The following is a 24,441-nucleotide window of genomic DNA, read 5'->3' as shown; positions in this document are numbered from 1 at the left end:
GGTTAATTAAGATAGAATTAAGACTCTGTTTTCTCTCCTATAAGATTGGGCATATATGATAGAGAAAATAAATGGAGAGTATGTGAGAGAACATGAAGAAATGGCGTAAAAGATTAGTTAAGTTTTTGATATTTGACCTCGCGTTAATTATTTTACTTTTCGGTACAGGCGTGATCTACCAACAAGTGGGTTTAAGGCAGGATGCCAAAACACTCGTACCTCCTGGAAAGCTCTACGAAGTACACGGAGACAATATGCATTTATATACCGGTGGAGAAGGCGAGGTAACGGTAGTACTTGCCTCCGGCTGGGGTACCGCTAATCCCTATGTAGATTATTATCCCCTATATGAGAAGCTTGCTCCTAACACAAAATTTGCTGTATATGATCGATTTGGCTATGGTTATAGCGATCGAACCGATAAGAAACGCGATGTCGATACCGTGGCAGAGGAATTACACGAGTTGTTAGAGGTATCTGGACAGAAGCCACCTTATGTTTTAGTTGGACATTCTCTCGGCTCGCTGGAAACCATCCGTTTCGCACAGAAGTACCCGAATCTCGTGAAAGGTATCGTCATGATTGATGGCGGAAGTCCCGAATATTATGCGAATGACGATGACTCCTTGGCAGATACAATTGGTGGTTTCGCGAATAAATTCCGTATCCAAACCGGACTGTTCCGCCTCTCCATGCAATCTGACTTGGTTGTCGAGACTTCCAATGCCAGTCGTAATGAACTGAAACTTGTACCCGATGAACTGAAAAAATTGGATACAACTGCGTTGTTGTACAACTACGGTAATGCTAACACGTTGGATGAATTACGTGAAATAGCTGCCAACGCCAAAGTGGTCGTAGATCACAAGCAAACCTTGCCGTTTCCGCTCACCATACTGACGGCTGATTACTTAGGTGCCAGTGAACCCGAATGGGATAAAACTCAAACAGAATTCAAATCTTGGTCTAATGAATCGAAACAGATAACCATTAAAGATACTGATCATTACATCCATCAATATCGCCCGGATCTCGTTGCGGATGAAATATTAGCCTTGGTGAAGAAGTAACTTGAAAGAAACCCCAAAGAATCTCGAACTCTTTGGGGTTTTGGCTATGAATTTATTGTGCTATCGCCAGTCTTGGCCGTTGGGATCTGAAATCGCTGAAGGCTTGTTCGATCTCTGATGACGTCAACTGGTGACGATAGAAATACTGCTCCATCGCCTCCATTTCGATGCGATCCCCATTGTAGATGTTATCAATTTTTCGAATGACCTGGTTATACAAACTTTCACGTCTGGATTTCACAGGTTCACACAACCAAAAGTCTGTTCTTTTCACATCACCTGTCTCCGTCCATAGTAAATTCTCATATCGGATGACATCCCAGTCCCAATATCCAGCATAAATCTGCTGAAGTTCCGTCGTAAACATATCGTATATCAAGTTGGGAGGAATGTGTCCATATGTCTCACGGTACTGTTTCAGATTGAATGCTTCAATCCATTCTGTCAGGGTGTACTCTCCTGGTGAATACGCATACAATTTAGGTGCATACGGATGACTTTGCAGTGACCTAAGAGCCTCACTTTCCATTTCCCCATCCAATTTTGCACGCGATGCGTATACTTTGAGACAATAATCCTGCAATCTGTATACAACCGAGCTATTGCTAATAAGCGAAGCCTGTATAGTTAAATGGTGATTTTTTTCGTAGTGCAACAGCATCTTTTCGATGTTATTGCCAATGGAATTGATGATTATCATAACGTTGTCTCCTTGAGTAAAGATAAAATATAAACCGTTTTCGAATTGGTTCAAAATTGCACTATTACATCCTATATTACCCTTTTATATTAGTATGAACATATACAATCTTGCCGGAACATGAAGTATTTGCTCTGAAATTCATTCGTTGAACCACCGTATTCCGGCTATATTCCTACTCTAATGGCTGAAACCCGTTTCACGTCAACATAAAAAAATAAATAATAATACACAAAAAAGCGATGCGTCCTTGGTTTAAGGAACGCATCGCTCTTGATATTGCGTTTTTTATAATAATTAGTGCATTGGGCCTTGTTGTCCAGCTTGTGCTCCAACTTTGACCCGTTTCACAAACAGTGAAATGATCAGTCCGATCACGGCAAGAACCAGTGCAAAGACAAACGCGTTTTGTACACCTGACGTGAAACCTGCCAACTGATTCTCAGGGCTCTCCGGGTCCGTCACATTGCTCAAGAAGCGAGTCTGTCCTGCACTCAATATACTTACCGCAACAGCTGTACCAATAGCTCCGGATACCTGTTGAAGTGTATTCATGATCGCAGTTCCGTGAGGATAGAACTCAGGTGGTAATTGATTTAGACCGTTCGTTTGTGCAGGCATCATAATCATCGAAATACCGATCATCATGAACACGTGCAACGTAATGATCATGCCCAGGGAAGTTGTCGCTTCGATGCCTGTGTACAAGAACAAGACAACGGATACGATAGCCATCCCAATAATAACAAGCCATTTTGGACCAAACTTGTCGAACAGACGTCCCATGATCGGAGACAAGAATCCATTCAGCAAGCTACCTGGCAATAGAACCAGGCCTGCTGTCAAAGCTGTAACCGCCATACCTTGTTGCAAGTACATTGGCAGAATCAACATCGAAGACAGCATCATCATCATACAGATGAAGATCAGGATCAGACCAACCGTAAACATTGGATATCGGAATGCACGCAGATCCATCATCGGCTGCTTCATTCTCAATTGACGGATACTGAATAACAGTAAGGACAACACACCAATAACGAGAGTGGTAACAACGACAGGGCTCGTCCAGCCTCCGCCAGTTTCCCCATGTCCTCCTGCGCTACTGAACCCGTATACAATACCACCAAACCCGAGTGTGGACAGGATAATGGACAGTACGTCAATTTTGGGCTTGGTCAATTTCGAAATATTCGGCAAGAACAACAAGCCACATACCAGTGAGATAATGAAGAACGGCAAGGAGATCCAGAAGATCCAGTGCCAGCTCAGGTTAGCCAGGATCAGACCGGAGATACTCGGACCACTTGCTGGCGCAAACATGATAACCAAACCGATCAATCCCATGGCAGCACCACGTTTTTCAATCGGGAAAATAACCAATATGGTGTTAAACATCAGTGGCAACAATAGCGCTGTACCTATCGCCTGCAGTACGCGTGCCACCAATAGAATTTCGAAACTAGGTGCAAGTGCAGCAACAAATGTTCCTGCAATCGAGAAAATCAGGGACGTTGTGAACAATTGTCTGGTTGTAAACCACTGCAACAGCATACCGGATACCGGTACCAGGATTCCCAACACAAGCAAATAACCTGTGGTTAACCATTGAATCGTTGTAGGACCTACTTCAAGCAGACCCATAAGTGGCGTCAAAGCCACGTTTAATGCCGTTTCTCCAAACAGACCAATAAAGCCGCTTAGCAGCATGGCGAACAAAATCGGAAATACCTTATATTGCTTTGTTTCTTCTTGATTCTGTGCAGAATCAGCCTTCATGGAAACCTCCACGATCCCATCCTCCTCAAACGTATCGAACTTTCTTTTTCTCTGTCTCTTGGTATAACTTATTGAATCTGTCTGGCATTCTTCGCCACAACCGACAAATAATCAGCAGCCGTCAGCAGAGGCTGTTTATCCTGATTCGTCAGGCTGATTATCAATGCGCCTTCCATCAAGGAAATGACCAGAAGTGCTGTCTCCCGCGCCTTCTCTTCACCAATGCCATCCAGAATCAGATGTTTCTTAATGACATCCTGCCAATCTGCAAATACCCCCTGACAGGCAACACGCAACTGCTGACTAATACATGAGGTCTCCACAGCTGCCCAGAAGCTGAATGGCAGAAATCCGGTAAAACCAGCTGCTTCTGTTTCATGAGCCAGATCATGAATAAATCTCTGAATGGCGTCCCCCGTGTTGTCATGGGCTGCAAAGGTTTGCTCAAATGTCTGCAAGATATGTTCATTGGCTTTTTGAATACACTCGTGCGCGAGCTCTTCTTTGCCGTGCGGGAAATAATGATATAAGGACCCTTTCGGCGTACTACTCTCCTTGATGATCTGATTCAGACCGGTCGCATGATATCCTTGTGAAAAAAACAGTCTCGCTGCTGTGCTGACAATGGACTCTCTAGCATTAGACTTTTCACTCAACGAAAGCCACTTCCTTCAAATAATTATAACAATCGGTCTATATAATTAAACCCGCTCAAATAGGTACTGTCAATCATTTTTATTTCAAATTTTAATGTAAACGTTAACACTTCAGGAGTAAGAAAATAAACCAAGCGACTGCGCATGGTCAGATTATCATAACAGCCGCTAATTTGGATGCAAAACTCCAGATTAAGCGGCTGTTTGTTAAAATAATTAGATTAAGGACTGTGAAAGCACATAATAGAGTCGAATCCGTCTTAATGTATCTCCTGATGTACTTCTTTGGAAGGTTCACTTGTTCGTTCATTACCTGCCCACACGTCTTGCACGTAGCGCCCTTCGGCCTGAAGCTGAATGAGCCAGTCTTTCGCTTGCTGCATCGTTGCTCCCTGCACTTCCTGATACGCTTGCCGCAAAGTCTCTTCCACTGCAGGAGCCATGTGGCTTCCATCTCCGCATATGTAGAGTTTCCCTTTGTTCATCAGCATGTGAAGCAACTGCTCGGAATCCTCCTTCATTAGATGCTGTACATACGTTTTCGGCTTGCCCTTCGCACGAGAAAAAGCAGTGTGTAGATTAACGATCCCTTCTCGCTCGTATTGTTCAAGCTCCTGACGATATATGAAATCTGAATCATTCCTGCACCCAAAGAACAGATGCGCCTCACTTAGTGGCAGACCTCTCTGTTTCATGACAGCTCTTGCCTGGAGGAAACCTCTGAACGTTGCAACTCCCGTCCCCGGTCCCACCATGATCATCGGAACGTCAGCCTCTTCCGACAGATGAAAATCGGATTCAGGTGTACGTACAAACATCAGAATACATTCTCCGGAATGACACCCGGCGAGGTACGATGAAGCAACTCCCAGATATTCGCCTTTACCACTCCATGCAGGCTCTCTTACTACCGATACGGTTATGCTCGCTTGCTCGGAATTCAGGCTTGGCGAGCTGGATATTGAATAGTATCTAGGCTTAAGTGGAGGCAATAGTTCAAGGAACTTTTCGAATGGCAGCTCACACGCCTCATACTTTTCCAGCAGTTCAAGCATGGTGATTCGATTGGCAAGAATATAATCCCTGTAGCTATTTTCGTCCAACATGTCTTCCAGTTCACGCTTATGAGGTGGACATACCGTATGATTAGCTAACTCCTGCAACTGTGCTCTGGTGACAGGCGTCTGCAATTCCACACAGTGAGTGAGCAACTCATACACCTTGACCGGACGGTTCAGTGGAAGATGCGTAAGATGTGTCATGTCCGATGTTAATTGGATCTGAACATCTTCACTTAGTCCGAACCGACGGAGTATCCGATCCACGTTCTGCTTCTGATTGCTAGGCAACACACCGAGATGGTCGCCTTCTCTATAAATCATGCCTTCGGGCAGTAACACCTCGATGTGTCGTGTGCTTCTCCCACTTCCCAGATCCTGAAGCTCTTTATTCACCACAACCGTGGCATAGCTGGCATCATAAGTTCGTGCAAGCGGCATATCCGTTTTCTCACGGACAATCTCCATTTGAAGTCTGTTTGCGCTTGGTGTGGATGGCTTCACAATCTCCGAGTTGATTCCCAAAGCATTCAACAACTGAGGCCACAACATATGTTGCCACGCTTCGACTTGCTTTTCCATATCACCTCCGGCATCGGCTTCACCGCGGGATAACAGTCTTTTACCTCCCAAAATTTCAAGCTTCTCATCCATCAATCGCGGAATACTCTGGTATGTACCGGACCAGCTCCGATCTCCACAGCCCAGAACGGCATAGTTCACATCCTGTGCTTCCGCTGACTCCGCTCCCCTCAACCAGTCTACAAATGCCGTAGCATTTTGCGGTGGTTTACCGTTATACGAAGCAGTAACGATGAGAACGACACCTTGTTGGGGTAATCGGCCAGCCCATTCATTCAGAGAAGCTGCTTCACTTGGGATTCCATACGAACGTCCTTTCTCCGCAAGCTCTCTGGCGATGCCTTCTGCCGTTCCCAGATTGGAACCATATAACACCAGGAGCGATGGACGACCATTTGCTTTAACGACCAGATTTTCTCCCGTCTGGCTGTCACTTGCTACATTTTTATGAACAACAGGACCAGGTTTCTCTTCTGCATTTACAATAGCCTTATTCATCGTTTGCGAAGCCGCGCGCGCTTTCACCTGGATTCGGAAGTCTCCCGGTTTTAATGTTAGCGTCTGTTTAACATCCAACTCATAGTTGCTATAATCGATCAGCTCAAAATGTTTGAGAACCATGCCAAGCACAAGTGTTGCTTCATATAAAGCAAACTGCATGCCGATACACGCTCTCTCCCCATTACCAAAAGGTTTATACGCATGATGAGGCACTTTCTTCGTATCCTCAAATCGCTCCGGCTGGAAAAGCTCCGCATCCTCTCCCCAGGCCTCTTTGTCACGGTGAAGCTGGGGCAAAAGAATACTGCAACTCTCCCCTTTCTTCAAGGGGTATTTGCCACCTATGACGGTGTCTTCTTTGGCATATACGTCAAATCCCGGGGCTGTTGGCCATAGACGGAGCGATTCACTGAGAATCATGCGAATATAGGGAAGCTGAAGAATTTCCTCGTACTGTGGTGAGTCACTGACCAAAATCTGATCAACTTCTGCATACGCCTTTTGAAGCGATTCCGGATTTTTCAGTAAAAAATAAAGAGCAAAGGATAACAAACCACTCGTTGTCTCATGTCCGGCAATTAGAAATGTAATAATCTGATAACGAATGTTCTCATCATCCAGCATTTCACCAGTCTCCGGATCTTTGCCATTTAACATACGTGCGAGCAAGTCTGCCTCTTCGGGTGCTGAACTCGCTTTACGTTCCTCTATAATCTGATCTACCAGAGAGAACATCGTCTGTATATCCTCCTGGAACTGTCGTTTAGTTTTGACCATAAGCAGATTTTGAATTTTCAAACGCGAGCTCTTTTGCATCGCTTCATTTAATGCCCGAACCATGCTTTCAATAAAAGGACTGTGATCCTGTCTGTAAAAACTGTTAAATCGATAATTGAATCCACATAGTCCAATGGTATCCAACGTAAGGCGTGTCATATCGTCCGCAACATCAATCGTATCGTTGGAATTGAGGCGTGCCCACTTATTAATCAACTGTTCCGCAATATCGACCATCATGGGGTGATAACCTTTCATAGCCTGCTTGCTGAAGGTGGGAAGCAGGATGTTATGAGCCTTTTTCCAGTTGGGCTCCGATGTTCTGCTTGTAAATAAACCATCACCTCCAAAGGCCCGTACATTCTCGAGTTCATTGTATACAAACTTGTCAAAACGGGACACATCGCATAACTCCGCGACAAGATCTGGTCCAGATACGATTAAACCGGAATAACCGGGAACGGTAAGTCGATATATCGGTCCATGCTGTGCAGCCAGAACGCCTAACGACAGCGTTGGTTTATCTTTATCGATTAAGGGCAGATTGCCAAGTGGCCCATACATTTTGGGCTGTGGAATGTAAGTTGCATCACTCATGATGATCACCTCTTATCTGTACGCCGTGGAGCAAGGTATTCGTTAGCCATTTGATGACTACTCTGCTTTCATTCATAAGTGATCTCTCCTTTGACGATTATATAAATGATAGTAATATGTATCATTTGATAATACAATAAACCAATATTTATATAAAATCAAATTTTCTTCTGCCTAAATTACATTCATTTGAACTGCTCAACGTTTAGCTAGAACAACTACAAATAGAGGATTGCATATGCAATCCTCTATTTTATGAACCTATGACGCTATAGTTCTTTACGCTTATTCATTTAATCTAATGATGACGTGGCTCATCCCACTTCTCAAAATTCAATTCATTATTAATGCTTACTGCAGACAACGCACCCAGAGAAGCAGCTGTAATTGCCTGATACATCTCGGACGCCGCATCACCAGCACTGAATACACCCGCTACGGATGTTTTGCCGGAAGCATCGACGATAACTGTTCCTGACTCTGTAATTTCACAACCGATGGCCTTCGGTAGTTCTGATCCGGTAAACAGTTTCGGTTGGAAGAAGACTCCCGTGCATGGAATCGCTGTACCGTCATTCAGTACAACTTGTTTTACCATTCCTTCTTCCGAGTTAATGGATTGAATCGGTGCATCAAATACAGTAACATGATGCTGTTTCAGTTCTTCACGCTGCTCATCGGTTAAGGAATCTGATCCATTCGTGCAGATCGTATAACGATCTGTCCAGCCGGATATGACTTTTGCCATATGTAATGCCTTATCTCCACTAACGATGATGACCAGCGCTTGGTCTCTTAACTCCCATCCATCACAATATGGACACACAAACGCACTTTTGCCGTAAACCTCTGTTAATCCATTAATATCTAGAGGCAGATCTTTCTTACCTACTGCAAACAAAATCTTTTTCGTACGATAGCTTGCCCCCTGTGTTGTCTTGACTACAAAATCACCATCGCTACCTGTTACAGCTGTTGCCGTATCAGATGCAAAACGTACTGAAGGATATGCTGCAATCTGCTCTTTGGCCGCTTTGCGGAATTCACGAGGACTGGCCCCATCTCTCGTCACAAATCCATGAGTCTCCCTTGTGACCCAGTTTCGCGGTGTCTCATCATCAATGACTACAACGTTCTTACGAGCCCTGCCGAGCACCAGTGCTGCATTAAGCCCCGCGGGTCCTCCACCAATAATTAGTACATCCAGGAGTTGATTCGTATTACTCATATTATTCACCCTTTCCAGACATTTAATGTCTCTAATTTATCTTTAAAAATAACCTCCGCTTTCTCTTAAGAAAAGTAAAATCGGAGATTTACAAGAACATATCCAAACAAGACTATTAAAGATATCTTATATCTACAATAAACAAACCCTGAGCATTTTGCAAGACATATCTTCATCTATTCTCTTCAACCCAGCCGGTATATCGTATAAATCCCCTCCTGTAACACAGAAATAATTATTTAACAATTAAAAAGCACCTTGTTTTTAAATTGTTCACAATCAAATGACATTATTTTAAATACTAAAACGTTAATTAAATCACATAGTGTATTGAATGGTATAATAGCGACATAATATACAAGTATAGATATAGGAAGTGAGTTCTTGAAAACATTGAATAATGGTTCACAGACCAATATCAGCCTGGAGTATAGCTCGATTCCGAAAGTATTCTTCGATACGATCAAAATCGGAATCATCAAGTCCAACCTGATCGCCATGTTTGCGGGTTTAAGTTTGGCTTTATATGTATTTGATGCTTCAATCTTAGCTAATATTGTACCGATCATCCTTTCCTTTATTGGGTCTTCTCTCATTATTGGAGCTGCAGGGGTGTTTAACAATCTGTATGATCGTGATATTGATGCGATCATGGAACGTACGAAGAAACGTCCTACCGTTACGGGACGCGTAGATACCAAGTCGGGTCTAATTCTCGGTATTGCAATCACCGTCATCGGTGGCATCATGCTGTACATTGCTTCTCCATCCGCTGCTGTATTTGGTATTTTGGGTCTGTTGCTTTACGTGTTCCCTTACACGATGTGGACCAAACGTACAACGATCTACAACACGGAAGTGGGAAGTCTTTCGGGTGCTGTGCCTCCGCTCATCGGTTGGGCAGCCATTTCACCAGAACTGGGTCATTTTGAGATCTGGGCATTGGTCGTTACGATGCTCTTATGGCAAATGCCTCACTTCTACGGAATTGCGATTCGTCGTTTTGACGAATACAAAGCTGCTGGTGTTCCCATGCTGCCGGTAGTTAAAGGCATCAGACGGACATACATTCAGACGAATGTGTATCTGGTCCTGTTGCTGATCTCCAGCTTTTTATTCTGGCCGATGAGTCCATTTGTCGCGATTGTGGCATTTCTGGTCAGCTTGGCCTGGCTCATTCTTAGTGTGGCTACCTTTGATAAGAAAGAAACAGAGAAATGGTCCAAACGGATGTTTATCTTCTCCATTAACCATATCACTATTATCTTCCTGGTTATCATTGCGTATTCCTTGATTGCTCAGATGATGAGATAAAAATATGCCATCGTTTCACTCGTTATAACGATAAAAGCCTTACAGACTATCCTCTTTTGAAGAGTCGTCTGTAAGGCTTTTTTGGTTCTTTATTATCTTTTCTAAATTTTTTTAGCTATCCAACTTTGACGGGGGTTTGCTCCCCTTGCCACAGCAGCTGCATCTCTTCATTGGTGGCAAGCAATTCGGTCAAACTTCCCTCAGCTTCAATGCGTCCATCTTTCATTACGATAATATGATCTGCTTTGGAAAGTGCTGCCCTGCGGTGAGAAACCGCGATACAGGTGACATCCGGCTCTTGGAACAATCCTTCCCATACTTGTTGTTCTGTCTCCACATCCAGTGCGCTGGACAGATCGTCAAAGATAAAGAGGTCTGCCTCCGTCATTAGCATGCGTCCTGTAGCCGCGCGTTGAATCTGCCCGCCTGACAGCATCACTCCTCTTGGTCCAACCGGGGTCTCAAGCCCCTGATCCAGATGTTTGATATCCTTTTGCATCACAGCCAGACGAATGGCTTTTTCAAGCGTTTGCTCGATATTACCCTGTTTGCCCTGTACGATATTTTCTTTCAACGTATCACTGAACAATCTTGGTACTTGCGGGGTATATGCTGCTCTAGGCGGCATCAGGAACGTAGCTGGATCAACAGCTTCTCCATTCCAGTGAATGTCCCCTTTTTGCTTGGGTAACAGTCCAAGAAGTGTTCGTACAAGCGTTGATTTACCTGATCCGATCCTTCCCGTGATGACCAAAAATTGTCCGCGTTTCAGACGGAAACTGATCTCTTCTATCCCATTTGCAGAATTTGGATATTGATAAGTCAGATTATTCACCTCAAGGGATTGCAATTTCTCCTTGGGGTCTCTCTGTTCACTTATAAGCTCCGGTGGATCTCCATACAGGTAGATGTCTCTCGAATCCATGATCTGGTCTTCTTCCCCTGGACGGAATAGCTTACGCATACGATCGTAGGAGACCTTAAGCCTTTTGTGCTGAAACACCATATAGCCAAACAGTGAAATGCTAAATCCGATATTGGCCAGATAACTGGTGAATAAGGCAAAGTCACCTACGGTAAAGTTCCCTGCTTTCATCTCAGCTGCACACATCAGTAGAATCAATCCGGTACAGATACTTAGCACATGCTGATTCATTGATCTCATCCACTGCTTGAACAAATTGTCTCGTAGTGCAGCCTGGCGACGATCTTCATTCAACTGGTTAAAACGTGAAGAGACATTCTCTTCGGCCTGTCCCAGTTTCAGGGCTTGCACAGCTCCAAACGTTTCCGCAATAAAACTGGTAATTCGCCCAGTCGCTTCTCGATTAACCTGTGCATACTTCCGCGCCCGATTCCCGGACAGGTTGTTGAGTAAGGTCACGACCACCAATGGCAGGACGGCAACCAATGTGATCTGCCAATTAATGTTCGCCATAATGACGATGGACACAACTGCAAATACAAGCCGTCCCCAGAAGTCCACCCATGATTCTACATACTCGACAACTTCATCCACATCATCCCGAAAGCGACTCATCGCCTCCCCTGGTGAAGCCGGAAGATTACGTCCCGGCCAGCGCATGATCGCTGCGAGCATGTTGGTTCGCAAGATCGCCTGAACATGATACAGATACGTAACCCATGCATAGAAAGCTACAAAAAATGTGCCCACCCGCGCCATTCGGATCAAAGCAATAAAGATAAGCGGCACAGCAAGCCACATGTAGTCATTGGAACCCGCTGTCGTCCGATCAAAAAACCACTGCATCCCGATCCCGATCGCTAACGGCAAGGAATGAAATATACACCATAACAATCCGTTGATTACAAACAAGAATGGCCTGAATCGAAACAAACGGCCAATAAATCCTGCTACAGTCATGCCAATTCCTCCTCTCGGCCTGTAATGAGCAGTCTGGCATAGTGCGATGCCGGGTTACTGGCAAGTTCTTCTCTCGCTCCAAATTCCAATACCTTGCCATCCCCGAGCACCATAATCCGGTCCACTTTCTCCAGCGTAGCCAGACGGTGAGCAATGATGACTCCGGTAGATTGTTTCATTAACTGGTCAATCGCAGATTGAAGCATGCCTTCGGTGGCAGCATCTAGACGTGACGAAGGCTCATCCAGAATAACCAGACTTGGTTCGGTCAGGAATACACGGGTTAGGGCAAATAACTGTGCTTCCCCTGCCGACAATGAAGACCCACCTGCTGCCAGATACGTATCAAGTCCTGCTGGCTGTGAATCAATCCATTGACTAAGTCCAAGGCGATCTGTCGTCTCTCTGATCATCTGATCCGATACATCCCCATTGAACAGGGTCAGATTATCACGCAGCGTGCCATCAAACAGCTGCACATCCTGTGTCACCATACCCACCCGGCGATAGAGCGCTTGTAAAGAAAGCTTCGTGATATCCGTTCCACCTACACGGATCGTACCTCGATCCAGATTGTACAATCGGAGAAGGACACGACTAAGACTCGATTTGCCGCTACCTGTGCGACCGATGATTCCCAGACGTTCACCAGGTTTAATAGTGAAATTAATGTTCTGCAATACCGGTTTATCCTGGTTATAACTGAAATGTACCTGACTGAATTCCAGACCAAGCGGTCCTTCCGGCAATTGCTCCCCTGTGCCCTCTTCAATCTCACTCTGTATGGACAACAGCTCTCTGGAGCGCAACATGCCGGATTTTGCTTTTTGAAACTCTTGCACCTGATCTCCCAGCATCTCAATCGGATCATTCAGCATCTGTGTATATTGGTAAATCAAAAATAATGTTCCGATACTAATTAGACCTTCCATATAGTAATGTACACCCAGCAAGAGCACCGCAGTGACCGCCAGTGCGAATAGAACTACCGTGGTATTCCATGGAATAACCCGTAGCAGCCAAGCTTTTCTACCCTTAAGAAATACCGTGCGCATCGTGCGGTAAAAGCGGTTCATCACATATGGCACATGACCATTGGCTTGCACATCTTCAATCCCGGCAATACGTTCTTCAATTAATCCGAATAGAGACGCACTTGCCGCCCGTTCATTTTTGGAAGAGTCCACTCCCAGATTTCGGATGAAGACCATGAACAGGATCGATAACAATGTGAACACGGTCATGACCAAAGCAATAGGCACGTTCACACTGAACATGAATCCGAGAATTCCTGCCAGTAGTACAAAACTCCCAATCACTTGCACAATGAACATCGCGAAAAAATTGGAGATACTCGTTACATCACCATCCACACGTTCAATCATCTCTCCAGGTGTCTTCACATTATGAAAACGCATATCGAGACGCAGACAGTGCTTCAGCAGATCTCCGCGCAGTTGATTCGTGGCCCGCCAGGCCACATCATTCCCGAGATAACTGACCGCTACCGTGATAAGTTGATTAAACACGGCAACAACCAGAAATAGTCCTGCAAGCTGAATGAGGTTGGTGAGCACTCCCCCACTCGCAGCTGTATCAATAAATCGTTTGATAATCTGTGGATTCAAAAGCTGAAGTCCCGTTGATGTCAGCAACATGATCAAAAGCAAGACCAGCCGTCCTTTGACTGGTTTTAGATAGCGCAGCAGCCAAGACATGGAGCGTTTCTCTGTTTTGGGCACAGGTCCCACCTCTTCATCGGTTTATTTATATAAAATGAACTAAAGAACATTACACTGTAACTACGATGACAGAATAACCTTTCGATCGCTGTTATCCCCACTAGGATGAGTCATACATAATGACATTAAAATCGGCATTTCCCGCCCATAATTGATATGTAGAACATATGTTGACCATTGTACATTCTCCTTTGTAACATGTGATTTTTAAAATAATAAAGCTTCAAATGCTCCTTTCCATGTGAACGGATTGGTGGAATGCATGCAAAAAAGCCATAGATGAACTAATGTTCATCTACAGCTTATAACCAAAAGAGACCGGATGAAATGCAAAGCATTTCCCGTATCTCCTCTGCATCGCAATAATGATGAGCGTCCACGACAGGGGTGCACAAACATGACTGTCCCAACGCGATTATTGCAAAAAATTGGATTAATGTCACTATGCTCATGCGTATTCAGTTATCGATTCGAAATCTGTATCGGCATAAACATAATCATCATCCCACCCGTTTCACATATTTGTTGTTTATTGTATTCGTTGGATTAACATCCGTCAAGATAATTTTAACTGAATTGTTATTTAATTCATGTCATTAATCTTTTCTTTTCCCGCTACATACTCATGGATGTGTGCTCTGTTTGCTTCTCTCTAACAACAAGACGTCTATGTGCGATCAGAAGAAAAGGCACTCCCAGTGCAGTCGTCAGTGCAATTGGTACAAAAACAGCGAGCCCATTCTCCGCTCCAAATTGACTCAACAGTATACCACCCATTACAGGAGCGATGACACTACCGATATTATTGAAGCCGATAGTTCCGAAATACGTTCCTTTCCATTCCGGCTTCGCAATCCGGTCAATGAGCATATCCATCATCGTGAACAACAGCACTTCCCCAATGGTAAATAGTATGACACTAATCATCATCATGAGTACGCCTTCAGCGATTCCGACCATCATCAGACTGGTTGCGACCAGCAGGTTACCCACAATCAGAGGAACCAGTGGTGGAAAGTTTCGGAAGGTTCGTACCAGTGGATATTGAATAATCAGTACCGTCACGGCGTTCAGGGAGAGCATGTACGAGAACATCTGGCTCCCATTTTCAAAGATCGGACTCCTCGCCAAGTACTGTGCCAACGTAGAACTAAAGTGTCCGTAACCCAGCACACAAAATGTGGTACCAATCAATACCGGCAGAAATACCCGGTCACGACCCGTGGTCATCAATGCTTCACGTAAACGTGGTGCAGTCGCCTGGTGACGCTCTGGCAGATTGGCATGCTGTAGCTTGAATTGCAGAAACAGTACAAGTCCATAGGCTATGTATACCAAGCCGGAAATCACAAATGGAAATGTTGATTCAGATGATCCCAGCTGAAATCCGATAATTGGCCCAAAAACCACACCAAGATTAATTGCAGCATATCTGAGGTTGAACACCAGCAATTTGTTCTGAGGTGAAGTAATATCCGATAACAGCGCTCTGGAGGTGGGCTCAAATACTGCGCGGCATAATCCGTTTAACGTATTAGCAACAAAGAACACCCATAGATGCTCTGCTGCTGAAAAAATAAAAAATACACCTGCCCAACTAAATATCGAGATTAACATCACGATTTTGCGACCGATCCGATCCGAGATATAACCTCCATAAAAACTGACCATCACACCTGCCAGCGAGCTAACTGCAACCGTAACACCGGTCTGTGTCGGGGTAGCCTCTAGCACACGTGTCAGATAGATGGATAGAAACGGGATACTCATTGACGTCACAAGACGTCCAAACATGGTTCCGATAATGATGGTCCATGCCAAAGGGTGAATTTGCCTTAAATATTGCTTCATGCGAACTTCTCCTATTCTGACTGCTCCAATGCGGGGGGATTTAACAACCTCTTCTAATGAGTGTTCAAAAAGTCCGGTTTTCAGTACCGAGAAGATGGGATGAAGATAGAAATGGAGTAGCGGAGCGTAGGGAAAACTACGTGAGCAACGGACATTTCGGCTGAATTCCATATTCGATGCTGATGATGCCTTAAGGCATCTTTCGTAATCAAAAGCGGACTTTTTGAACTACCTCTTCTAATGTATAATTGTAAGGATAAAAGGGGGAAAGAAAAGTGTAAACATATGATCACACTTTTCACCTTTAATAGAGGAGTCATGACCATGGATACCCTACATACACACTTTATAAGGCTCGCCGGGGCCGAACAACTTTCTTTCAAGCTTCATGAACCTGTAGCGGTGACGATTGACAGCCTGTCCGCGGCCTTGTGCTGCACCCCTCGCAATGTGAAATTCATTCTCAGAAAATTGGAGGAACAAGGCTTCATCCATTGGCAGCCTGGGCGTGGTCGTGGACATCATTCGGAGCTAACAATGCTGCGTAGCATGAATGAAGCGTTGGAAGCGAGTTTTACCGAACTTCTGGCTAAAGGCAAAATGAAAGATGCCATTGAACTCATCGGAACCGTTCAGATGGATGATACACTTCGTGAACAGCTCATGCTCTCTCTTCATCAACAGATGGGATTTCACAGCCACGATGAAACTGCCTCTGGTCAGGATATCCTGCGTATTATGAGGTCACGCCAATTGGGCGATCTGGACCCTGCTTTTGTCTACACTGCATTTGAAACCTATCTGCTGAGCCAGGTCTGTAATACGTTGATCACTTATGATGCCAAGACGGAATCCTTTGTGCCAGCATTGGCTCACATGTGGGAGTGCAGCGAGGACCATCGCTTATGGACCTTCTACCTCCGGAAAGGTGTACGTTTCCACAATGGCCGTTTCATGACGTCCCGGGATGTGCAAACGACGTTGCAACGCTTGATAGATGTAAATAGTCCGTCCATTTGGTTATATCGTGATATCGAACGTGCGGAAGTAGCTGGCGATTACTGCATCAAGTTTGTTCTTCATCGTCCCAATCGCTTCTTCTTGCATCTGTTTAGCTGTATTCGGATGACGATCCTGCCCTACGATTACAATGTAGCCAATACCTTAATAGGTACCGGTCCTTTTCAGATCTCTGAGCTGAATGAAGATGTACTGGAGCTTGCTGCTTTCGATGCGTATTACGGCATCCGGCCACATCTGGATCAAGTGCATTTCTGGTTTGTACCTGACCTGAGTCCGAATGATCGCTATTATGAGCTACCGGGCACAGATCGACTGAGTCTCGCAACAGGCTGTGATCAGACCAACAGCATCAATTATCCGGCGCTCGGTTGTCAGTATATGCTGTTCAATTTTCACAAGGAAGGCATCCATCATCACCCCCTATTTCGACAAGCCCTGCGTATCGTCTATGATTCGGTCGCACTTGTCCGAGATCTCGGTGGGAATCGGATTACACCAGCCAGCAGTTTCCTTCCCTGGAGAAGTGCAGATCAAGACTGGACCGTTGCCTCTCTTGATCATGCCCGTGAATTGTTGCATAACTGTGGGTACCAGGGTGAGACGATAACTTTATCGTATAAGCATAATAAGGATGCAGACGTTGCCGAGTGGTTCCAATGTCGTGCGCAGTCCATCGGAATGAACATCAGCATGCACGCGGTTGTGGATTATTTCAACTCAGAGAAAACCTTAAGCGCGCAATTGATTCTGGCTGAAGAGATACTGGAGGAAGACTGGCAGTACGGCATGATTCATTTTTTCAAAAACCTCTCCAATCATTTTCATATGTGTATGTCTCCTGCTTTCCAGTCCCTGCTGGATGACAAACTGGATCATTTCGCCCAGCTGCATCGGGCAGACCGTACAGAGCTCCTGGATGAAGCGGAAGCTTTGCTACGTGAGCACTACTGGATCTTGCATGGCTGTCACATAAACAAGCAGGCTGAACTGGATCAGAGCATCTTCGGTATGCAGATCGCAGAATTCGGTTACATGGACATTTCCAAACTGTGGATCAAAAATCCATAGGGATATGTGCACAGTCGTATCTGTGGCGCATACAGGGGTAGAGCAAATCATGGAATAGCAAAAAGCCGTTAGCCTATTTACGCTAAGCTAGCGGCTCTATTGCCGATCCATTTTTAGTGCATTCAGAGATTATTTTTGATGTAATAGGTCTCTAATGCTTGCATAATGGATTCGATTTTAATCGGTTTGCTTACATATGCGTCCATGCCTGCCTTTAAGCATTTATCCATGTCTCCTCTTACAGCATTTGCAGTTACCGCGATAATATATGGACAATCCTCAGGGGATTTAAATTCTTTAATCACTTTTGTCGCTTCGAATCCATTAAGCCTTGGCATATGCACATCCATGAATATAACATCATATGAATTGTGTTTGACCGCTTCGACCGCCCCAACACCGTCCGCCACATGATCCACGAAGTGCCCTTTTTTCTCAATGATCCTGCTAAGGACGAGCTGATTCACCTCATTGTCTTCTGCAACTAAAATCCGCAAGGCTGATGTTCTGCTCTTCTTCTGCTCTTGATCTATACTATTGCTCTCTTCACCGTTATTTAATTTAAATCGGGCGGTAAACATAAATATTGTACCCGGCTCATCCGATTCCTCGATCCAGATCTCTCCCTGCATGAGCTCCACCAGTTTCTTGCTAATGGCTAGGCCAAGACCGGTACCTTGAGGTTTGCGGGTCATAAAATTCTCCAGTTGGTAGAACGGTTCAAACAATTGTTGTTTCCTCTCAAACGGAATCCCAATGCCCGAATCTTTTACCTTAAAATAAAGCTGCACGTTATTGCCGCCCTGCTCCTTAACTCCCACTTTCACTTCTACGCCGCCTTCTGAAGTAAATTTGACGGCGTTGCCGATGATATTGGTAAGTACCTGTTTAAGACGATAAGCATCACCATACACCGGAGATGGAATGGCATCATCCATACACAAACGAACATCCAGCTTCTTTTCACGAGCTAGCGGTTTTACGATTTGCACCGTCTCGGTCACGATCTCTACGAGATCAAAAGGATCATCTACCAGATCGGTTTTGCCTGACTCGATTTTGGAGAAATCAAGAATATCATTAATAATGGCCAGCAAAGAATCTCCACTTTTCTGGATGATTTCGATATATTCCTTTTGTTCCCCGCTAAGTCCGGGGGTATCCATGAGCAAATCCGTCATCCCAATTACACCGTTCATAGGTGTACGGATTTCATGGCTCATCATCGCCAAAAATTCACTTTTGGCCTTATTCATTCTCTCCGCTGTCTCTTTGGCTACAAGCAGTTTTTTCTGCTCCGTAATATCCTTCGCAATCAGGTAAAACCCGACATTGGATTTGTTAACAATGATCGGAGCAAGCGTAGCCAAGACCTCTGTCTCAGATCCATCCGTGTGCCGAACAGCGTTGATTTCCTTTTCAGCCATCTCATAATTACTGCCCAGAATCAGACCCAAATTACTGGCTCCGATAAATCTGCTTATGCTTGTGCCAATCATTTCTGCCACAGGACAGCCCGTCATTGTCACCGCTACTGGATTCGCATTCATAATATTACCATCCATATTAAACGAGATAATGGCGTCATGATTGTATTTCTTAAGCGACGTGTAACGCTCCACAGATTCCTGCAATTTAAATTCGATGCGCTTGCGTTCCGTGATATCCTGTAGTGTTCCGTTCAGCTGGATTGGCCGACGATTCTCATCAAGCGTAATTAACCCACGCAAGTGAAGATACTTCTCACTTCCGTCAGAGCTGATGTGTTTATATTCAAAATCGAGTGGTTCACCCTGTTTTACCCCTGTAATATGTTTTTGTAAAGAGGCTAGATCTTCGGAATCCATAACATCAAAAACATCACTTATACGATATGGTTTGCAAGTGCGTTCAAGTTCAAAAATCTCAAAGATCTGATCTGAAAGTGTAATTTGGTCTTTGACCATATCCCATTCCCAACTGCCAATTAAAGCGATGCGTTCCGCCTCTACACTGATATCCTTATGTTTTTTTCTCTCGGATACATCTCGTCCAATTGAAAGAATTTGCTGCCCCTGCTCAGGATGACCAAAGACCTTGTATGTGGTTTCAAACCACAAATAATGCCCATTTTTATGGCGGACCCTAATAGTCAACAGATTGCCTTTAGTCAAGTCCATCTGTGAGATCCGTTCCAGATCTTGTGGGTGAAAATATGCGTCATTATTTTGGCCAATCACTTCCTCCGGAGAATAACCCAATAAATGTTGGACTGACGGTGAGCAGAACCGACAAATTCCCTCCTGATCAGCAATGTAGATAATCTCCTGTGCATGATCCGTAATAAGTTTGAACATCTCTTCACTATGTAGAAGTTTATGTTCGGACATTTTGCGGTCAGTAATATCAACAATATGGCAAATGAAGTAAAGCGGCTCATCCGTAATTTCACTTCGAACCAAGGAAACATGTATTGAGCACCATAAGATGTCACCATTTTTGTTGATATAACGCTTTTCATATTTATTCTCATTTGATTTACCCTCAATTAGCTCGTAACTACAGATCACATCTTGTGGTGAATCATCGGGGTGCGTAATATTCTGATAACTGAGAGCCATGAATTCATCACTTGTATAACCTAGCATATAGCAAAAAGCAGGGTTCACTTTCATCCATTGTCCTGTCGGAGCAACGAGTGCAATTCCAATAGGCGCTTGGTTATAGATCTGTTCGAACAATTCATGATGATCGACCTTTTGAACCTGCATTGTAAGCTCTCCTTTTGGCATATAAACTCAAGATAAAGCTTGTCGAAATTTAATATTCACCTGGTATAAATTATTTTATAAGAATTAGCCGGTTTAAAAACAACAGTACCTGCTTAATACCCATAATTTCAGCCGTTGAAACAAATCTTTCCAAGAAATTTGTGTCTATAACACCAAACAAGGCCTGGAATCCATCGATATGGAATCCCGACCTTTGTCGTTATATCTCATTATAAATCATATGCAACAATGAATTCTAAGAAAACTGGGTTAGCGCTCCCGACCAACAAGATAATCCAACAGATGTCTCAAAAAGGAAATAGGTTTCGGCATCTCGTTCAATGCATCTGTGGCAAGACAATAATGCTCCCACATCGCTTTCTTTGCGCCTTCATCACCCAAAATGGACACAAAGGTGGAATTATTGTTCCGCTCATCCTGACCTGCAGGTTTCCCGAGAATGAGGTGATTTCCCTCGAAATCCAGCAAGTCGTCCTTGATCTGGAAGGCGATCCCCGCATGATAAGCGAACTTCTTCAGCGTAGCCATCTCCGCTTCCTTCACTTGGGCAAGAATGGCTGGCATGACCAGGGCAGCTTCGAAGGCAATACCTGTTTTGTAAAAACAGATCATGTTCAACTGCTCCAGCGTCAACGCCTTGCCTTTGGAGTTCAGATCCATCGCCTGTCCCATACACATATCCTCTGCTTTTTCAGCCGAATATTGAATGAGAGTAAGCACGGTTGCCGCATCAAAGCGATTCAATGAGGATTGCTCTCCAATCGCCTTCTGGATAAGAAATAGACCGGTAAGCTCTGCTGTGGCGCTATTGTGCACATGGTGCAACGTGGAACGTCCACGCCTTGTCGAAGCATTATCCTGCGTAGGCAGATCATCGAAGATCAGGGAAGCGGTATGCATGTACTCCAGCGATCTGAGCAGCGGAACGATGGATGATTCAGGTAAACCATACTCGCGAACACCCATAACCCAAGTCAATATCGGGCGTAGCCTTTTTCCGTCTCCCTGCAAGCTGTAATTGGCTGCATCGATCAGCGTTTCTTTCATCTCATGAAGGCCATTTGGTTTCGCAATCTGCAACTCCACATTAATCTGTTCGCGAACCGTTCGAATGGTCTGCTTGAACTCCTCTTTCTCCTGCTTGTCATTTTTCAATTGAAGCACGACCTGATCCCGTAACAATTTATCCAGGAAATCAACGTCATCCGCTTTACGCACCATCTGTTGAACCAGTCGATTGAATTCAGGCTGCCCACTGGCAAAAATCATCATCACTTCATCATATTTCTCCTGACCCAACCGTTCTTTGCAACGCTTCAACCCGTTAATGGCACGATCCAGTATGACCTCTCGGGTCTTGGCGTCCGAGTTGTAAACATCATGGATCAGATGAGAGATGACTGCCCAATACAATTCATATGGATTAATCAGATCAGGGCGCAAATCTCGATACTTCAAATAGTACGTATAAGGGGTTACTGCCCCTTCCTCCATATCGGCAAACATATCGGCAAAATCATCGGCCAGCTGATTATATATCCCGTAATAGAACGTCCGCAGATCGAAGCCTTCATCCACTGGCGCACTGAGAACAGATCGGACAATCAATCGGGAGGAAGAAGATTTGATAATAATCGGAATGTACAATTCTTCATTGGTATAATTCGCATTGGATAATTTCTTGCTGCGATCAATCTCCTGAGACTGAAAGAAGACATAAGATTGCTCTAAGAACGTGCGCTGTTTCTCTGGACGCTGGTAGTTCTTAATATACTCAAATGCTTCCCGAAGCTCGGAATGCACATATTCAATTACTTCAAGATTGCTGCCTTTCCACTCTCCCAGATCAGGTACGACCCCGGTAAGAAGTGCATCGCGTATCATCAGGGAGTATTGTTCTTTTTCCTGAACAGTCAGAGCCTGAGAATCCAGCAGGTCATCCACAAATGGATACGTCAAACCGTACGAATAACCCAGTCGGATCGCCGCATCAAATCTCCGGGCACGTTCTTCACGTGGTGTCTGCTCGTTCATCTCATCGTCCACATGAAGGACTACGCCGAGAATGATCTTGATGAGCTTCCGTTGTGCCTGCTCTGCATCCAGCTCCTTCGGGATGTTGGATGCTACGTTCTTTAATTTGTTCATCACCCAGATGACAGCGGATTCTATGTGCTCCTTCTGTCCCCACCGATACAGCGCAGCCAGACTGATATAATCGGGCTGTCCTTTGCGCCCAGTAGCAGAGCCCATAAAGTACTTTTTGGTATTCTGGACAACGTGCTGAATTCGGGATTGTGTATCTGCAGAATCAAGGGCTTGCCCCAGATCTCGCATATAAATATATGAGATACTCCGATCCAAGTAATCATCCAGTTTTCCTGTAGCATTCAGCCAATGGATATATCTATGAACATCCCGGGGATCCGGTTTTCTTTTGCTTGGTGATAAAAGAGAAAGCCAGGCAAAACGATGAATATGTTTTTTTTGCCATACATAAATATCTTGGGTAAGTGCTGTCGTATACGTATTATCCATAAGTTGTTGCCTAAGAGAAGTAAAATACTGAGATGCTTTCTGCTCAGCTAGCCGATATCCTGCATCAGCCTGGTCTGTAAGTACGTTATTCATAGGATGGATACCTCAACTTCTATTAATGTTAAACATGTATCCATGAAAGGAGTATGAGGTGCTCCATGGACGAAAACTGAACTCATTTGATCGTGTATTCAACGCTTCAGCTCATGTTCATAACCTATATACGGCGATCCAACCGTTTGGTTACGAAATCGTCATTGTTCATTCCCACGTAGATGATTTTACAGAATAGAAGACCAGACTTTAACCGCTGTGATGGCGATAAGTACGATTAGTGCATAACGAAGTACCCTCACATTGATCATCGAACTAACCCGTGAACCAAGAGATGCCCCTAGCAGACTGCCGATCACCGTATAGATGATGGGTTCTAGCGGAATATCCCCACCCGTAATTTTACCTATAACGCCTCCAATGGCGGAGATAAATACAATTGCCAGTGAAGAAGCAATCGTGGTTCGTACGGGGATATTGAGTATCGTCAGCATGATGGGAATAAGGATAAAAGCACCACCCGCGCCAACAATTCCTGATACAATGCCTACTGCAAAAGCAGTACCTGCTGCAATCCATCGGTTAAATACCAGTGGTGCTGATGTATCAAGCTTTCCCTTTCCGGGAATCAGCATAAGCACAATCGCCATGATCGCCAGAATGCCGTAGATCAGATTAATAACCTGTCCGGCCAGATGACCGGATATGAAGCCGCCGATCAGACTGCCAGCAAGAATGCTGGAGCCCATGTACAGCACCAATCCACGGTGAACGATCGCCCCACCACTTCTACCCGTTTTTACTTTTCTGCGGAATGCGATCACACCGGCAAGTGAAGCGAAAAACACTTGAAACATACTGATCGACGATACCTCATGTGCTGAGAACGGCTCCAATCCCATCCAGGATGGAACATATAACAGCAGCGGATAATTGATAATGGCTCCACCAATACCCAACAAACCGGAGAAGAATGAACCGACCAGACCTAGTATAAACATGATGACAAAAAGCAGAAGATCCATCGGTTATGCGCTTCCTTTCGTGCAATATATATCTCATTTCGATTCAACGTAAAAGTGGTATACACGGCGAATATTATCCGTTATAATAAAAACCAAGTAAATTAATCCGAAATGAGTGATTAAGCATGTTTAACGTGTTAAAGACTCTTTTTGAAAATAAATGTCCACTGTGTAATGAAAAATTACAAGTTCATAACGATGCATTATGCTCGACCAAGACTT

General features: G+C 44.5%; 14 protein-coding genes. 3 read left to right on the top strand and 11 right to left on the bottom strand.

Annotation, left to right across the window (positions count from 1 at the left end; all coding sequences use genetic code 11):
• Positions 1-92: 92 nt before the first annotated feature.
• Positions 93-1,070 carry an alpha/beta hydrolase gene (locus MKX75_RS13065; RefSeq protein WP_076330976.1) on the top strand — a complete coding sequence of 326 codons (978 nt, stop codon included), beginning with the start codon at positions 93-95 and terminating at the stop codon, positions 1,068-1,070.
• A gap of 52 nt (positions 1,071-1,122) precedes the next feature.
• Here the strand turns inward: MKX75_RS13065 and MKX75_RS13060 are convergent, their stop codons facing one another.
• From MKX75_RS13060 to MKX75_RS13040, 5 genes are all read right to left on the bottom strand, one after another.
• Complete coding sequence (locus MKX75_RS13060) at positions 1,123-1,770, bottom strand: hypothetical protein (protein ID WP_076330975.1); 648 nt, start codon at positions 1,768-1,770, stop codon at positions 1,123-1,125.
• 297 nt (positions 1,771-2,067) lie between these two features.
• Positions 2,068-3,549, bottom strand: coding sequence for a DHA2 family efflux MFS transporter permease subunit (locus MKX75_RS13055; RefSeq protein WP_076331301.1), 1,482 nt, complete (start codon positions 3,547-3,549; stop codon positions 2,068-2,070).
• A gap of 68 nt (positions 3,550-3,617) precedes the next feature.
• Positions 3,618-4,205, bottom strand: coding sequence for a TetR/AcrR family transcriptional regulator (locus MKX75_RS13050; RefSeq protein ID WP_062834203.1), 588 nt, complete (start codon positions 4,203-4,205; stop codon positions 3,618-3,620).
• A 260-nt stretch (positions 4,206-4,465) separates the two neighbouring features.
• Complete coding sequence (locus tag MKX75_RS13045) at positions 4,466-7,720, bottom strand: cytochrome P450 (protein WP_339169906.1); 3,255 nt, start codon at positions 7,718-7,720, stop codon at positions 4,466-4,468.
• A 298-nt stretch (positions 7,721-8,018) separates the two neighbouring features.
• Complete coding sequence (locus MKX75_RS13040) at positions 8,019-8,948, bottom strand: NAD(P)/FAD-dependent oxidoreductase (RefSeq protein WP_339169905.1); 930 nt, start codon at positions 8,946-8,948, stop codon at positions 8,019-8,021.
• 384 nt (positions 8,949-9,332) lie between these two features.
• Here MKX75_RS13040 and cyoE point away from each other — a divergent pair, with 384 nt between their 5' ends.
• Entirely contained in the window at positions 9,333-10,262 is a 930-nt protein-coding gene (cyoE, locus tag MKX75_RS13035) for a heme o synthase (protein WP_062834191.1), read from the top strand.
• Positions 10,263-10,377: 115 nt separating this feature from the next.
• Here the strand turns inward: cyoE and MKX75_RS13030 are convergent, their stop codons facing one another.
• The 3 genes from MKX75_RS13030 to MKX75_RS13020 form a co-directional block, all read right to left on the bottom strand.
• Entirely contained in the window at positions 10,378-12,147 is a 1,770-nt protein-coding gene (locus MKX75_RS13030) for an ABC transporter ATP-binding protein (protein WP_339169904.1), read from the bottom strand.
• Positions 12,144-13,865, bottom strand: a complete 1,722-nt coding sequence (locus MKX75_RS13025; RefSeq protein WP_339169903.1) for an ABC transporter ATP-binding protein — start codon at positions 13,863-13,865, stop codon at positions 12,144-12,146. The genes MKX75_RS13030 and MKX75_RS13025 overlap by 4 nt, the downstream gene beginning before the upstream one ends.
• A gap of 639 nt (positions 13,866-14,504) precedes the next feature.
• Positions 14,505-15,740 carry an MFS transporter gene (locus MKX75_RS13020; protein WP_339169902.1) on the bottom strand — a complete coding sequence of 412 codons (1,236 nt, stop codon included), beginning with the start codon at positions 15,738-15,740 and terminating at the stop codon, positions 14,505-14,507.
• A 324-nt stretch (positions 15,741-16,064) separates the two neighbouring features.
• On the opposite strand from MKX75_RS13020, the gene MKX75_RS13015 reads away from it, so the two are divergent.
• On the top strand, positions 16,065-17,831 hold the full coding sequence (locus MKX75_RS13015) for an ABC transporter substrate-binding protein (protein ID WP_339169900.1): 1,767 nt from the start codon (positions 16,065-16,067) through the stop codon (positions 17,829-17,831).
• 122 nt (positions 17,832-17,953) lie between these two features.
• Here MKX75_RS13015 and MKX75_RS13010 read toward each other — a convergent pair whose 3' ends face one another.
• The 3 genes from MKX75_RS13010 to MKX75_RS13000 all read right to left on the bottom strand — a co-directional run bounded on the left by MKX75_RS13010 (position 17,954) and on the right by MKX75_RS13000 (position 24,219).
• The gene (locus MKX75_RS13010; protein ID WP_339169898.1) at positions 17,954-20,581 is read right to left on the bottom strand and encodes a PAS domain S-box protein; all 2,628 of its coding nucleotides are present in this window, start codon (positions 20,579-20,581) and stop codon (positions 17,954-17,956) included.
• A gap of 270 nt (positions 20,582-20,851) precedes the next feature.
• Positions 20,852-23,233 (bottom strand): polyprenyl synthetase family protein, encoded by a 2,382-nt coding sequence (locus MKX75_RS13005; protein ID WP_339169897.1) that lies wholly within the window; start codon positions 23,231-23,233, stop codon positions 20,852-20,854.
• Between the two features lie 188 nt (positions 23,234-23,421).
• Positions 23,422-24,219 (bottom strand): sulfite exporter TauE/SafE family protein, encoded by a 798-nt coding sequence (locus tag MKX75_RS13000; protein ID WP_339169895.1) that lies wholly within the window; start codon positions 24,217-24,219, stop codon positions 23,422-23,424.
• Between the last annotated feature and the right edge of the window lie 222 nt (positions 24,220-24,441).

It is taken from the genome of Paenibacillus sp. FSL R5-0341 (assembly GCF_037975235.1).
Classification (GTDB): domain Bacteria; phylum Bacillota; class Bacilli; order Paenibacillales; family Paenibacillaceae; genus Paenibacillus; species Paenibacillus amylolyticus_A.
This window is presented reverse-complemented; position numbering and strand designations above follow the sequence as displayed.